Origin of the sequence: Plantactinospora sp. KBS50, assembly GCF_002285795.1 — a bacterium.
In the GTDB taxonomy this organism is placed as follows: Bacteria; Actinomycetota; Actinomycetes; order Mycobacteriales; family Micromonosporaceae; genus KBS50.
Genome location: NZ_CP022961.1, coordinates 6,128,198 through 6,142,492, shown reverse-complemented (window position 1 = coordinate 6,142,492; position 14,295 = coordinate 6,128,198). Strand labels below are relative to the sequence as shown.

11 protein-coding genes are annotated in these 14,295 nt (G+C 74.7%); 5 read left to right on the top strand and 6 right to left on the bottom strand.

Translation table 11 applies throughout. The features are described 5' to 3' along the window. Positions 1 to 9: 9 nt before the first annotated feature. Positions 10 to 1,029: a GNAT family N-acetyltransferase gene (locus CIK06_RS26585; RefSeq protein ID WP_232533885.1), complete on the top strand. Its 1,020-nt coding sequence runs from the start codon at positions 10 to 12 to the stop codon at positions 1,027 to 1,029. 81 nt (positions 1,030 to 1,110) lie between these two features. Further along, the gene (gene paaN, locus CIK06_RS26580) at positions 1,111 to 2,784 is read left to right on the top strand and encodes a phenylacetic acid degradation protein PaaN (RefSeq protein ID WP_198348024.1); all 1,674 of its coding nucleotides are present in this window, start codon (positions 1,111 to 1,113) and stop codon (positions 2,782 to 2,784) included. Between the two features lie 30 nt (positions 2,785 to 2,814). Here paaN and CIK06_RS26575 read toward each other — a convergent pair whose 3' ends face one another. Further along, positions 2,815 to 3,270 carry a GNAT family N-acetyltransferase gene (locus CIK06_RS26575; RefSeq protein ID WP_232534382.1) on the bottom strand — a complete coding sequence of 152 codons (456 nt, stop codon included), beginning with the start codon at positions 3,268 to 3,270 and terminating at the stop codon, positions 2,815 to 2,817. 483 nt (positions 3,271 to 3,753) lie between these two features. Between CIK06_RS26575 and CIK06_RS26570 the strand changes: the two genes are divergently transcribed. Together CIK06_RS26570 and groL are read left to right on the top strand one after the other, a co-directional pair. After that, on the top strand, positions 3,754 to 3,957 hold the full coding sequence (locus tag CIK06_RS26570) for a cold-shock protein (protein ID WP_095568160.1): 204 nt from the start codon (positions 3,754 to 3,756) through the stop codon (positions 3,955 to 3,957). A gap of 766 nt (positions 3,958 to 4,723) precedes the next feature. Beyond that, positions 4,724 to 6,346: a chaperonin GroEL gene (gene groL, locus CIK06_RS26565; RefSeq protein ID WP_095567093.1), complete on the top strand. Its 1,623-nt coding sequence runs from the start codon at positions 4,724 to 4,726 to the stop codon at positions 6,344 to 6,346. A gap of 204 nt (positions 6,347 to 6,550) precedes the next feature. On the opposite strand, the gene CIK06_RS26560 is transcribed toward groL, so the two are convergent. From CIK06_RS26560 to CIK06_RS26550, 3 genes are read right to left on the bottom strand one after another with little or no spacing between them, the layout of a single operon-like run. After that, the gene (locus tag CIK06_RS26560; protein WP_095567092.1) at positions 6,551 to 6,877 is read right to left on the bottom strand and encodes a hypothetical protein; all 327 of its coding nucleotides are present in this window, start codon (positions 6,875 to 6,877) and stop codon (positions 6,551 to 6,553) included. 58 nt (positions 6,878 to 6,935) lie between these two features. After that, the gene (locus tag CIK06_RS26555) at positions 6,936 to 7,895 is read right to left on the bottom strand and encodes a GNAT family N-acetyltransferase (protein WP_095568159.1); all 960 of its coding nucleotides are present in this window, start codon (positions 7,893 to 7,895) and stop codon (positions 6,936 to 6,938) included. Between the two features lie 10 nt (positions 7,896 to 7,905). After that, positions 7,906 to 10,524, bottom strand: coding sequence for a S8 family serine peptidase (locus tag CIK06_RS26550; RefSeq protein WP_157756961.1), 2,619 nt, complete (start codon positions 10,522 to 10,524; stop codon positions 7,906 to 7,908). A gap of 60 nt (positions 10,525 to 10,584) precedes the next feature. Between CIK06_RS26550 and CIK06_RS26545 the strand changes: the two genes are divergently transcribed. Continuing rightward, on the top strand, positions 10,585 to 12,408 hold the full coding sequence (locus tag CIK06_RS26545) for a glycerol-3-phosphate dehydrogenase/oxidase (protein WP_095567090.1): 1,824 nt from the start codon (positions 10,585 to 10,587) through the stop codon (positions 12,406 to 12,408). A 7-nt stretch (positions 12,409 to 12,415) separates the two neighbouring features. Here the strand turns inward: CIK06_RS26545 and CIK06_RS26540 are convergent, their stop codons facing one another. Beyond that, a complete protein-coding gene (locus tag CIK06_RS26540) occupies positions 12,416 to 13,810 on the bottom strand; it encodes an FAD-binding oxidoreductase (protein WP_095567089.1) in 1,395 nt (464 codons plus the stop codon). A gap of 86 nt (positions 13,811 to 13,896) precedes the next feature. Continuing rightward, positions 13,897 to 14,280: a hypothetical protein gene (locus CIK06_RS26535; RefSeq protein WP_157756960.1), complete on the bottom strand. Its 384-nt coding sequence runs from the start codon at positions 14,278 to 14,280 to the stop codon at positions 13,897 to 13,899. Positions 14,281 to 14,295 lie beyond the last annotated feature (15 nt).

Genomic DNA, 14,295 nt, shown 5'->3' with positions numbered 1-14,295 from the left:
GTCACCCGTGTGACGATCGATGTGGTGCCGCTCGACCCGCGCGACGACGAAGCCGTGACGCAGGCGTACCGGATCCGGCGGGCCAGCGCGTCCGCCACCGTTGCGGACCTTCCCCCGCGCGGCCGCCGGGAGGTCGCCGCGGGGATCCGCCAGCCGATGCCGGGCCAGCAGGTCCGGGCCCTGCTGGCGGTGGTGGGTGGGACGCCGGTCGGGTTCGCCACCCTGCACCTGCCGATGCTGGACAACACCGGGAACGCCGAACTGGACATTGCCGTGCACCCCGATCACCTGCGCCGGGGCGTGGGGCGGGCGCTGCACGGGTACGCCGTGCGGCTGGCCCGGGAACTGGGCCGCAAGCGGATCGTCGGCGAGGTGGTGTCCGGGCTGCCGGACGGCCCGCCGCGGGATCCGGCCGGTTCCGCGTTCGCCGCGGCGATGGGGGCGACCGCGGTGCTCGACGAGGTTCGCCGGCGGCTGGACGTCGGCACGGTGGACTGGCCGGCGCTGGACGCGGCGTACGCGGCGGGGCGGCGGCGGGCCGCCGGCTACTCGACGATCTGCTGGGCCGGGCTCACCGAGCCGGGACACCTGGCCGACATCGCGTACCTGAACAGCCGGCTGATGGCCGACGCGCCGATCGGCGACCTGGTGTGGGAGCAGGAGAACATCGACGTCACCCGGCAGGAGGCCGAGGAGCGGCTGCTGGTGGACCGGGGGCGCCGGCTCTACAGCGCCGCCGCCCGCGACGACGCCACGGGCCGGTTGGTCGGCTTCACCAGGATCATGTTCGCCGCCACCGACGCCTGGCACGCGTACCAGCAGATCACCCTGGTGGACCCGGAGCACCGCGGGCACCGGCTCGGCGCCGCCGTCAAGATCGACAATCTGCGGTACACGCTGACGCACGAACCGGAGCTGTGCGTCGTGGACACCTGGAACGCGACCGACAACGAACAGATGATCTCGATCAACGAGCTGCTGGGCTACCGCCCCCTGGACATCTGGCAGGCGTGGCAGCTCACGCTGTGACACATCCTGGTGATTTCGCGGTCACCTTGTAACGTGTGCTGGCCTTACCGCCGCCGGTGGGCCTGGGGCATGATGGCGGGCATGACGGAGACCCCGCATCCCCTCTACGCCGCGCACGCCGAGACCCTCACCCGGGCGCTGCACGCGATAACCGAGCGTGGCTACTGGTCCGCCTACCCGGAGTCGCCCAGCCCGCGGGTGTACGGCGAGCACGCGGCGGCCGAGGGCGAGGCCGCGTTCCAGGCGTACCTAGGTGCCGACTTCCCGCTCGACCAGCCCGGCACCCGGGACCGGGTGGCCACCGAGACCAGCCCGTTCGGCATCGACCTGCACGTGCGCTACCCGCACGGCGAGCCGGCGGAGCTGATCGCCGCCGCCACCGCCGCGCTGCCGGCCTGGCGCGACGCCGGCCCGCAGGCCCGGGTGGGGGTGTGCCTGGAGATCCTGTCCCGGCTGCACAGGCACGTCTTCGAACTGGCCAACGCGGTGCAGTTCACCAGCGGGCAGGCGTTCGTGATGGCGTTCCAGGCCGGCGGCGCGCACGCGCTGGACCGGGCGCTGGAGGCGGTCGCCTACGCGTACGCGGAGATGACCCGGCACCCCGGCACGGCCGACTGGGAGAAGCCCGCCGGCAAGGGCGAGCCGCTGCGGATGACCAAGACCTACCACGTGGTGCCGCGCGGGGTCAGCCTGCTGATCGGCTGCAACACGTTCCCGACCTGGAACTCGTACCCCGGCCTCTTCGCGTCGCTGGCCACCGGCAACCCCGTACTGGTCAAGCCGCACCCGCGGGCCGTGCTGCCGCTCGCCATCACCGTCCGGTACGCCCGCGAGGTGCTGGCCGAGGCGGGATTCGACCCCAACCTCGTGCTGCTGGCCGCCGAGGCGCCGGACGAGCGGCTCGCCTCCACCCTCGCCCTGGACCCGGCCGTGCGGATCGTCGACTTCACCGGCTCCAGCGAGTACGGCGACTGGCTGGAGGCCAACGCCCGGCAGGCCGCCGTCTACACCGAGAAGGCCGGCCTGAACACGGTCGTCATCGACTCCACCGACGACTTCGCCGGTCTGTGCCGCAACCTCGGCTTCACGCTCACGCTGTACAGCGGGCAGATGTGCACCACCTCGCAGAACATCCTGGTGCCCCGGGACGGCATCGAGACCGACCAGGGGCACAAGAGCCTCGACGAGGTGGCCGCCGGTATCGCCGCCGCGATCGGCAAGCTCACCGGCGACCCGGCCCGGGGCGTCGAGCTGACCGGCGCCATCGTCAACGACGGGGTGCTCAAGCGGCTCGACGAGGTGACCGCGGTCGGCGAGACCGTGCTGCCCGCGCGTACCGTCGAGCACCCGCGGTTCCCCGGCGCCGTGGTCCGCACCCCCACCATCGTGAAGCTGGACGCGGACGCCGTGGACACGTACGGCCAGGAGTGGTTCGGACCGATCTCGTTCGTGATCGCCACCGACTCCACCGCGCACAGCCTGGAGATCTTCCGCAGGACCGTGGGCAGCGGCGGGGCGCTGACCGCCGCGGTCTACGCCACCGATCCCGCGGTGCTGGACGCCGTCGAGGAGGCGGCGCTGGACGTCGGGGTGCACCTGTCCTGCAACCTGACCGGCGGCGTCTTCGTCAACCAGTCCGCGGCGTTCTCCGACTTCCACGCCAGCGGCGCGAACCCGGCCGCGAACGCGGCGCTCACCGACGGCGCGTACGTGGCCAACCGGTTCCGCATCGTGCAGAGCCGCCGCCCGGCCTGACCGGGCGCCGGCCCGATCCGCGGCCCCGGCTCAGGCCGGTCGGCGCATCTGAAGCTCGGTCATCACCGGCACGGTCGGGTGCGGGACCCGTACCCCCGTGTCGGTGAAGCCCAGCCGCTCGTACGCCCGCACGGCGCGGTCGTTGCCGACCACCACCTCCAGCAGCAGGTCCAACCGGCCGCACTCCCGGGACCACGCGGCGACCGCCTCGACGAGGTCGGCCAGCAGCCCGCTTCCGCGCCAGGACGGCGTCAGGTAGACGGCGAAGATCACCGTCAGGCTGGGGTCGTCGAGGGCGACCGTACCGCCGGCGTGCCCGACGAACCGGCCGTCGACCTCTGCGACGAACTGGGCGCGCCGCGGTCCGCTCGCGCACTCGGCGACCCGGGCCGCGTACTCCGGGTGCGGCCGGGCCGCGGCCTCCGCCACGGTCTCCAGGAAGGCCAGGGGCGAGTCGGCGAGCATCTCCAGCCGCAGCGCCCGCATCCGCGCCGCGTCCTCGACGGTGACCCGGCGGACCGTGACCGGACCCGGCGGGACCGCCCCGCCGCGTCCGCCGGACGTGTCCCGGCCGTCGACCCGGACACGGTCCGGTCGCCGGCCGGCGCCGCCCGAGGGGTACGCGGGGGACGACAGGCGCGACCAACCGCGCCGGGCGCTCGTCATGACTGCATGCCTACCCGGGGCCGGCGGTCCCGGCAACCCGGTTGGCGGGTTGTCTCGGACAACCAATCTCATCGATGGGACCGGCCCGGGGAACGGCTTCGCGTGCGGTGTCGCTGCCCCACCCGGTCGGGTTGGTCAGGCGTCCGTTTTGCGGTAGTGCGCGGGCGTCACGCCTCGTGTACCGTGCGATTTCGGCCGCCGATTTCGATGGCCCGCCACGGGCCTTCGGCCGGCGGCCGGGGCCGGCGTATGCCGGGCCGGGGGTCCACCCGGGCCCGCATCATCGATGTGAGGAAGTGCACCGTGGCACAGGGCACCGTCAAGTGGTTCAACAGCGAAAAGGGCTACGGGTTCATCGCGGTGGATGGCGGGCAGGACGTCTTCGTCCACTTCTCCGCGATCCAGATGGACGGCTACAAGGCCCTTGACGACGGGCAGCGCGTCGAGTTCGAGATCGCGCAGGGCCAGAAGGGTCCGCAGGCCGAGCAGGTCCGCGTCATCGCCTGAGCCTGCTTCGACGGGCACCCCTGCAGCCCGCGGCGTGGTCGCTCCGCCGTTTTGCCGCTCTCCAGCGGGTCGCACCCGCGCGGGTCGCACTGCCGCTCCGCTGCTCCGCCGCCGCGCGGCGGGTCGCACTGCCGCTCCGCTGCTCCGCTGCCGCGCGCCGGGTCGCGCTGCAACTCCGCCGCGGATCGCGCTGCCGTTCCGCCGTCCCGCTGCTCCGGCCCGGGGCGCGCCGGGCGCCCGGCCCGCCGTAGCGGTGGCCGCGCTTCGGCCCCGATCGGTGCCGTGCTGTGCCCGGCGTCTGTCGACCCGGCGATCGTGGATTCCCGCTGCCCCCCAGGGGGCACCAGAAATCCACGATCAACCTGTCTCGCCGGGACTGCCTGCCGGCGCGGCGCGGCCGGGTCTCCGGTCCGCCCGATTTCTTGCTCGGCCCCATCCTGCGGGGCGCCGGGCGCCGGAGGCGCTGGTGGTCGCCGAGGGCCGGCGGGTGAATGGGGCTGACGGGGTCCAGACCGGCTTGCACTCGATGGGTGAGAGTGCTAAACAAGGAATTGGCACTCGCGCCATGTGAGTGCCAAGGTCGGGGCGGTAGGGCCATGGCCGTGAGCCGGAGGGCATCGCGGCACGTGGCCGGTCGTCGCGGGCTTTCCGCCCGGCCGGCGGACGTCACTGTCGCCAGGTAGTGACGTCCGAAGGTGCGTAGTCAGGCGGCAGGTTCGGGCCAGCGGGTCCGGGCGGCCGTGAGTGTCCAGGAGGACAACGCCGTATGGCCAAGATGATCGCGTTCGACGAAGAGGCGCGCCGCGGCCTCGAGCGGGGCATGAACACCCTCGCCGACGCCGTAAAGGTGACGCTGGGCCCGAAGGGCCGCAACGTCGTGCTCGAGAAGAAGTGGGGTGCCCCCACCATCACCAACGATGGTGTGAGCATCGCCAAGGAAATCGAGCTCGAGGACCCCTACGAGAAGATCGGCGCCGAGCTGGTCAAGGAGGTCGCCAAGAAGACCGACGACGTTGCCGGTGACGGCACGACGACGGCGACCGTCCTGGCCCAGGCGCTGGTCCGCGAGGGCCTGCGCAACGTCGCGGCCGGCGCGAACCCGATGGCCCTGAAGCGGGGCATCGAGGCCGCCGTCGCGAACGTGTCGGAGGAACTCTCCAAGCTCGCCAAGGACATCGAGACCAAGGAGCAGATCGCCTCCACGGCCTCCATCTCCGCCGGTGACACCAGCGTGGGTGAGATCATCGCCGAGGCGATGGACAAGGTCGGCAAGGAAGGCGTCATCACCGTCGAGGAGAGCAACACCTTCGGCCTGGAGCTGGAGCTCACCGAGGGTATGCGCTTCGACAAGGGCTACATCTCGCCCTACTTCTGGACCGACCCGGAGCGTATGGAGGCCGTCCTCGACGACCCGTACATCCTGATCGTCAACAGCAAGATCTCCTCGGTGAAGGACCTGCTGCCGATCCTGGAAAAGGTGATGCAGTCGGGTAAGCCGCTGGCGATCATCGCCGAGGACGTCGAGGGCGAGGCGCTGGCCACCCTGGTCGTCAACAAGGTGCGGGGCACCTTCAAGTCCGCCGCCGTCAAGGCGCCGGGCTTCGGCGACCGCCGCAAGGCCATGCTGACCGACATCGCCATCCTCACCGGTGGCCAGGTCATCAGCGAAGAGGTCGGCCTCAAGCTGGACGCCGTCGGCATCGACATGCTGGGTCGGGCCCGCAAGGTCGTGGTGACCAAGGACGAGACCACCATCGTCGAGGGCGCCGGCGACGCCGAGCAGATCAACGGTCGGGTCAACCAGATCCGCGCCGAGATCGAGAAGAGCGACTCCGACTACGACCGCGAGAAGCTGCAGGAGCGCCTGGCCAAGCTGGCCGGCGGTGTTGCGGTGATCAAGGTCGGCGCGGCCACCGAGGTCGAGCTGAAGGAGCGCAAGCACCGCATCGAGGACGCCGTGCGTAACGCCAAGGCGGCCGTCGAGGAGGGCATCGTCCCGGGTGGTGGCGTCGCGCTGGTTCAGGCCGGCAAGACCGCCTTCGACAAGCTCGACCTGGTCGGTGACGAGGCGACCGGCGCGCAGATCGTGAAGATCGCGCTGGACGCCCCGCTGCGGCAGATCGCCGTGAACGCCGGTCTGGAGGGTGGCGTCGTCGTGGAGCGGGTTCGTTCGCTGGACCCGGGTCACGGCCTGAACGCCGCCACCGGCGACTACGTCGACCTGCTCCAGGCGGGCATCATCGACCCGGCCAAGGTGACCCGGTCGGCGCTGCAGAACGCCTCGTCGATCGCGGCGCTGTTCCTCACCACCGAGGCCGTGGTCGCGGACAAGCCGGAGAAGACCCCGGCTGCCCCGGCCGCGCCGGGCGGCGGGGACATGGACTTCTGAGTCCAGGCTCTACCGAGCGGGGGCGGGTCGCGTCAGCGGCCCGCCCCCGTCGTCATGCCCGGGGACCCGCCGGCAACCGTGCACGGAACGCCGCTGGCAACCGTGCCGGGAGACCCGCCGGCAACCGTGCCCGGAGCGCGCAGCGGCTAACCGCGCCGGGAGACCCGCCGGCAACCGTGCCGGCGGCGTGACCCGCGATCCCGATCAGCGGCGGTAGCGGCCGGATCCGCGCCGCCGGCTGGTGCGGGCCGGCGGGTCCGGCACCGGCACGGGCGCATCGACCAACTCCAGCGGTTCGACGACGGGGTCGGGGTCGAAGCTGTCCATCTCGATGCGTTGGGCGATGTCGCCGAAGTCGATCCGGTCGACCGCCAGTCCCGCCGCCTCGGCCCCGGTCTCGGTCCCGGCCTCGGCCGAGGTCGGCGGGGTTTCCGTCGCCGGCCCGGCCGGCGGTGTCTGCGCGTCCGTCGGGTGCCCGGCCTGCGTCGCCGGGGCGCCGTGGTCCTCGGCGGCCTTCTCGCTCGCTGTCATTGTCGGCACCTCCTACCTCACGGTAGGGGTGGGCCGGGTGGCCAGCGGCCGAACCGAGTTATCGGGGCTTTTGCTGCGCTTTGTCGGTGTTCGCCTTGCGGTACAGCACGAAGACCCGTTCGATCCGGGCGCCCACCGCGTCGGCGTAGAACCGCACCGGTCCGACCCAGCCGATCTCGGCCCGCCGGTGCCCGGCCGCGGCCTGGTCCCGCAGGCAGCGGCGCAGCAGCACGGCGCCGATGCCCGAACCGCGTGCCGCCGCCGCGGTACCCATCGGCCCGAACCAGCTCGGTCGCGCCGAGCCGTACGCGGCGAAGCCCAGCAACCCGCCCTCGCCGTCCTCGGCCAGGTGGCAGCCGGCGCCCGACCGGCCCACCGACCGGCCCAGCTCGCCGTCCCAGGAGCCGCCGAAGCCCTCCCGGGCGAAGGCGGCCAGCCGCTGGACGTCCCCGGGCGTCGCCCGGCGTACCGTGATGCCCCGCCCGGCCAGCCGCTGCTCGTCCGCCAGGCCGTCCCGCACCGCCAGGCCGTCCCGCACCGCCGGGTCGGCCGCACCGGCCAGGTCGACGGTCATGTTCCAGGCGGTGTCGTGCTGGGCGTACCCGAGCGCGGTGGCCGCGCAGATCGCCGGGGTGTAGCGGACGTCGATGCCCGGCCAGGCGTAGTACGGCGGGTTGCCGGCCAGGGCGAACTCCGCGGCTCCGCGGTCCGCCAACGCCGGTTCGAGCGCCCCGAGCAGGGCCCGCGCCAACCCTCGCCGCCGGGCCCGCGGATGTACGGCGATCAGGTCCACGTGCCCGGCCGGCGGCTGCTGCCCGGACATCGAGCCGAGCGCCACGCCGAGCAGGTCGGTGCCGTCGACGGCCACGAAACCGAGCACGCCGCCCGGCCGCTCCAGCAGGCAGGAGACGATCTCGGCCGCCTCCGCGGCGTCGTCCGGGAGGTCCAGCGCCACCCGGCAGAGGTCGATGACGGCGGACCGGTGCCCGCCGGTCAGCGCGGAGATCTGCACGGCCATGGCCGTCACCCTAGGGTGTGCCGCGGGCGGCCCGGACCGCGGCGTACGCGTCGACCAGGCCGGCGCCGCTCGCGTCCGGCCCGATCCCGCAGCCGCGTCCGGCCCGATCGGCGGACCCGGCGCCGTCGCCGGGTTCCGCGGCCGGCGCCGCCACCGGGCCGGCGGTGCTGGCGAGCAGCCGCCGGGTCCGGGCCAGATCCCCGATCAGCGCCGGGTTGGCCGACCAGACCAGCGCCACCACGCCGGCCACGTGCGGGGTCGCCATCGAGGTGCCGTCCAGCGTGCCGTACCCGCCGCCCGGCAGCGCCGACAGCACCCCGGCGCCCGGCGCCACCAGATCGGGCTTGTCGGCCCCGCCCGGCGCCGGCCCGCGGCTGGAGAACGCGGTGACCCGGCGCTCCCGGTCGACCGCCCCGACCGTCTCCACGTCCGGGTACGGCGCGGGCGGGTCGCTGATCGAGCCGCAGCGCGGGCCGGTGTTGCCGGCGGCGACCGCCATGAACACGCCGGCGGCGGCGAGCGCGGCGGTGGCCGGGCGCAGGACCGCCGGGTCGCAGCCCTCGATCGCCGGGCAGCCCCAGGAGTTCGTCAGCACCTGCGCGCCCCGTTCGGGACGACCGTCGGTGAACGGGTCGCCGCCGGTGCGGAACGGCGCCAGCATGAACTGGAGGCAGTCCAGGTAGCGCGCCGGGTTGCCGAGGTTGCGGTCGAGGTTCACGCATTCCATCCAGCGGGCGCCGGGTGCCACCCCGACCCGTTCGCCACCGACCGCCGTGGCCAGCGTGTGCGTGCCGTGCCCGCCGTTGTCGGTCGGCCGGGTGGTGCCGTTCCACGGGTCGTACCAGGAATCGTCCCCACCGCGGAAGTTGCCCGCCAGGGCGGGATGGTCGAGGTCGGCGCCGGAGTCGGAGCCGCCCACCACGATGCCCGAGCCGTCCGCGTGGAACTCGGCACGCGCCCGGTCCGCGCCGATCGCGGAGATGTTCCAGGGCACGTCGGCGGGCGGCCCGGCCGCGCCGCGTCGCGGAGTGACCGGGGCGGGCAGCGGCCGCAGTTGCTGGCTGAGCAGCACCCGGTCGACGTCCGCACGGGCGGACAGCCAGGCCCGCACGGCCGGCCCACCGCGCACCTCGACGGCGTTCACCAGGTAGTACGGGGTGTAGTCCAGATGCAGCCGGTCCAACTCGCGGCGCAGCGCGGCCTGCGACGTCTCGGCCTGGGTCACCAGCGTCCGGTACACCTCACCGGCCCGCCGGATCCGCCCGTCCGGCCCGGTCGCGCCGGTGTCCACCCCGGACAGGTCGGCCTGCCGCTTCAGCACCACGAACAGCCGCTCGCCGTACAGGCCCGGCTGCCCCGCCCCGGCGTACCCGCCGATCGTGCCGACCAGCAGCAGGCCGGCGGCGGCCGCGACCGCGCGGCGGCCGGGCCGGACGATGCGCCGGCGCGCGAAGCCGGCGCCGAGGCCCACGCCCAGCAGCAGCGCGAGGGCCAGCGACGCGGCGGCGGCCAGGGCGACCCAGAACGGTACGTCCCGGCCCTCGACCAGCAGCAGCGAGATCTCCTCGGGGTCGGCGAACGCCAGCGGACCGGCCGCGGCGAGGCCGACCAGCAGGCCCGCGGGAACCGCGGCGTTGCTGCCGGTACGGTCGGCCAGCACGCCCAGGGCGGCGACGGCGAAGCCGAGCGGCGGCAGCACCAGCAACGCGGGAAGCTGTGCCCCGTCCTGGCCGGTGCCGCCGGCGATCAGCAGCAGGCCCACCCCGGCGACCAGGCCGGCGAGCAGCACCGTGTGTGCCGGGCCGGTGGCGCGACCCGTGGGGTCGGTCCGGTAGCCGTGCCGGCGTACCGGGGCCAGCACGGCGGAGCCGAGCCAGCCGACGGCGGCGGCGGCCCCGGCGGCCAGCAGCGTCTCCAGCGTGCCGCCCAGGGCCCCGACCAGCGTCCACGGCAGCAGCACGACCAGCCCGGCGGCGAGCGCGATCCCGCTCGCGGCGGTCGGCCAGCCGGGCCGCGGGTCGCGGCGTACCCGGGAGAAGGCCCAGGCCAGACCGGCCGCGACGGCCGCCAGCGCGGCCAGGTACGTCTCGTTGCGCGCCACCGGGATCAGCCGGCACAGGCCGAGCGCCCCGAGCGCGCCGCAGCCGCGCGCCCAGGTCCTCCCGGCGGCCCGCACCGCGGCCGAGCGGGGGAGCCGGGCCAGCAGCAGCGCCGGTACGCCGGCCAGGGCGGCCGCCAGCACCGCTGGCAGCGCGCGACCCCAGCCGGGGGTGGGCAGGTCCTCGATCAGCAGGACCTGGGCCACCAGCCAGCCCAGCGTCTGCGCGACCACGGTCAGCACGACCGCGCCCAGCCCGGCGAAGACGGCCGCGACCACGGCGCCCGCGCCGCCGGGCGGCGGTCCGGGCTGCCACCCGGGCTGCCAGCCCGGCGGCGGCACGGGCGGCCAGCCACCCGGCGGCCAGCCACCCGGCGGCCAGCCACCCGGCGGCCAGCCACCCGGCGGTGGGCCGGCCGGTGGGCCGGGCTGCTGCCAGCCGGGCGCTGGTTCGCTGCCCGGCGGTGGGCCGTGCGGTGGGCCGCCGCCGGCGCCGGGGGTTTCCGGCGGTAGGGCGGGTCCGGTCTGCATGAGGCGAACACTACGGGTCGCCGGTGACCCGGCCGCCCCGTGGCCGGTTACCGTGGATGGGTGCGTGACCCGAACGTTTCCCGATATGTCGCCGGCCAGCTCTCCCCGGCGCGGCGCGCCGCCGACCTGCGCCGGCTGCGGGCCGAACGGTTCGACGTGCTGGTCATCGGCGGTGGTGTGACCGGCGCCGGTGCCGCCCTGGACGCGGCGTCCCGGGGGCTGAAGGTGGCCCTCGTGGAGGCGCGCGACTACGCGGCCGGCACATCCAGCCGGTCCAGCAAGCTGATCCACGGCGGCCTGCGGTACCTGGAGCAGTTGGAGTTCCACCTGGTGCACGAGGCGCTGACCGAGCGGGGGCTGCTGGCCACCCGGCTCGCCCCGCACCTGGTCCGGCCGGTGCCGTTCCTGGTGCCGCTGCCGGCCGGCACCGGCGCGGGCGGCCTGCCCGGCCGGGCCCTGCGGCGGGCCTACTACGGCGCGGGGGTGGCGGCCTACGACGCGTTCGCCGGCCTGTTCGGCCGGGGCCGCGGCATGCCGCTGCACCGGCACCTGAGCCGGGAGGGCGCCCGCCGGGTGTTCCCCAGCCTCCGCGCCGACGCCACGGCCGGCGCCATCCGCTACTACGACGGCCAGGTGGACGACGCCCGGCTGGTGGTGACGCTGGCCCGGACCGCGGCCAGCCAGGGCGCGGTGGTGGCGACCAGCGCCCGCGCCGTGGGGCTGCTGCGGCAGGCGCGCGAGGTGACCGGGGTCCGGGTGCGGGACATGGAGGCGCCGGAGGGCGCCGCGGACGCCGAGTTCGAGGTACGCGCCCGGACCGTGATCGCCGCCACCGGGGTGTGGAGCGACGACATGTCCCGGATGCTGAACGACGTCGGGTTGCGCCCCGGGATCCGGGTGCGGGCCTCCAAGGGCGTGCACCTGGTGGTGCCCCGCTCGGCGATCACCGGCGACGCCGGCCTGATCCTGCGGACGCCCAGCTCGGTGCTGTTCGTCATCCCTTGGGGCGGGCACTGGATCATCGGCACCACCGACACGGACTGGCGGCTGGACCGTGCCCATCCGGCGGCCTCCGCCCGGGACATCGACTACCTGCTGGCCCAGGTCAACAGCGTGCTCGACCGCCCGCTCACGGCCGACGACATCGAGGGCGTGTACGCCGGGCTGCGACCGCTGCTGTCCGGGGAGGCCGACTCGACCTCGAAGCTGTCCCGCGAGCACGCGGTGGTGGAGCCGATGCTCGGGCTGCTGCTGGTGGCCGGGGGCAAGTACACGACGTACCGGGTGATGGCGGCCGACGTGGTGGACCGGGCGGCCCGCCGGCTCGGTGGCGTACGCCCGTCCCGCACCGCCGACCTGCCGCTGCTGGGCGCCGACGGGTACGCCGCGATGTGGCGCGACCGGGCGGACCTGGCCCGCCGGCACGGCGTACCGGTCGGGGTGGTGGAGCACCTGCTGGAGCGGTACGGCACCCTTGCCACGGACCTGCTCGCGTTGATCGGCGCCGACCCGCTGCTCGCCTCGCCGCTGGCCGGCGCGCCCGAGTACCTGGCGGCCGAGGTGACCTACGCGGCCCGCTGCGAGGGGGCGCTGCACCTGGACGACGTGCTGACCCGGCGGACCCGGATCTCGTTCGAGACCTCCCACCGGGGCACCGAGTCGGCCGAGCACGCGGCCGAGCTGATGGGCTCGGTGCTGGGCTGGGACTCGTCGGTGCGGGCCCGGGAGGTCGCGCACTACCTGGCCCGGGTGGCCGCCGAGCGGCAGTCGCAGCGGATGCCCGACGACCTGACCGCCGACGCCGCCCGGCTGGGCGCGCTGGATGTCCGCGGGTTCGCCGCCGACCGCGGCGACGAGCCGTCGCCGGACCGGCAACCGGCCTGACCGGCGCCTACAGCACCTTGCCGGGGTTGAGCAGGCCGGACGGGTCGAGGGCGTCCTTGATGGCCCGGTGCACCCGCATGCCCACCGGGCCGGCCTCGCGGGCCAGCCAGTCCCGTTTGAGCAGCCCGACCCCGTGTTCGCCGGTGCACGTGCCGCCGAGGGAGAGTCCCAGCTCCATGATCGCGTCGAAGGCCCGGCGTCCCCGCTCCAGGCTGGCCGGGTCGGCCCGGTCCACCACGATGTTGGGATGCATGTTGCCGTCTCCGGCGTGCCCGACCACGCCGATCGGCACGTCGTGCTCGGCCGCGATCCGCTCGACCCCGTCCAGCAGCGCGGCCAGCCGGTCCCGCGGCACGGCCACGTCGTCGATCACCAGCCCGCCGTTGCCGTCCGGATAGCTGCCGGCGGCCAGCCGCTCCATCGCCGGGTGCGCCAGCCGGCGGGCCTGGAGCAACTCGGCCGCCTCCACCGGGTCGGTCGCGGTGAACACCTCGGCCGAGCCGGCCGCCGTACAGACCTTGGCGATCCGGTCCAGGTCGCCCGCGGCCCGCGGACCGGTGTCGACCGCCGCGAGCAGCAGCGCGCTGGCGTCGGTGCGCAGCCCCATCGGCCGGTACGCCTCGATGGCGCGCAGATGGGTCCGGTCGAGCAGTTCCAGCAGGCTGGGGGTGAGGCCCTGGCCGGCGATCTCGGCCACCGCCGCGCCGGCCGTGGCCGTCGAGTCGAAGACCGCGACCAGGGTCAACGATTCCTCGGCGGCCGGCCGCAGCGCCACGGTGATCTCGGTGATCACCCCGAGGGTGCCCTCCGAGCCGACGAACAGCCGGGTCAGGTCGTAGCCGGCGACCCCCTTGGCGGTCCGCCGCCCGGTCCGCAGCACCTCGCCGGAGGCCAGCACCACCTCCAGGCCCAGCACGTACTCGGTGGTGACGCCGTACTTGACGCAGCACATCCCGCCGGCGTTGGTGGCCACGTTGCCGCCCAGGGTGGAGGACTCCCAGGAGCCCGGGTCGGGCGGGTAGCGCAGCCCGTGCCGGGCCGCCGCGGCGGCCAGCGCGGCGTTGACCACCCCCGGCTGCACCACGGCGATCCGGTTCACCGGGTCGATCTCGCGGATCTGCGCCATCGAGGTCATCGACAGCACCAGCGCACCGTCGACCGCGTTGGCCGCGCCGGCAAGCCCGGTCCGGGCGCCCTGCGGCACCACGGGTACGCCGTACCGGGCGGCCAGCCGGAGGGCGGCGGCGACGTCGTCGGTGCTGCGCGGCCGTACCACGACCGCCGGCGTGCCGGCCGCGCACAGGTCGGCCTCGTCCCGGCGGTGACCGGCGAGCAGGTCCGGGTCGGTGAGTACGGCGGACGCACCGAGCGCGGCCCGCAGGTCTTCGATCAGGTCGGGCATGCCGGCAGGCTATCCCGGCCGCGGCCGGCACGACCATGCCGCGGTACGTCGCGACGCGCCCTGCCGCGGTACGTCGCGACGGGTCCTCAGCCGGCCGCGGCGGAGCTGACCTCGGGGCGGCGGAACGCCTGCACGGTGGCCACGACGCCGAAGATGACCGCCATGGCCAGCCCGATGATCTGGACGACAGTGCCGAGGAACGGCCCGAAGTCGCCGGGTGCGCCGAGGCGGTCGCCGGTGTTCGGGGTGACGAAGGCGCCGACGCTGATGAAGGCGCCGACGAGCAGGCCGACGATGGGCATGAAACGCCACGACACGAAGGCGACGAGCAGCGCGCCGACCACGGTGATGACGGCTCCCGGCGGCACCGTGGGGTAGCCCTCGGCTCCGGTGGCGATCTGCAGGACGATGCCGACCGCGCAGAGCGCCAGGCCGGCCGCGGTCAGCAGGGCATTCCGATTCTTCGTCATGATGTGCACGATTCC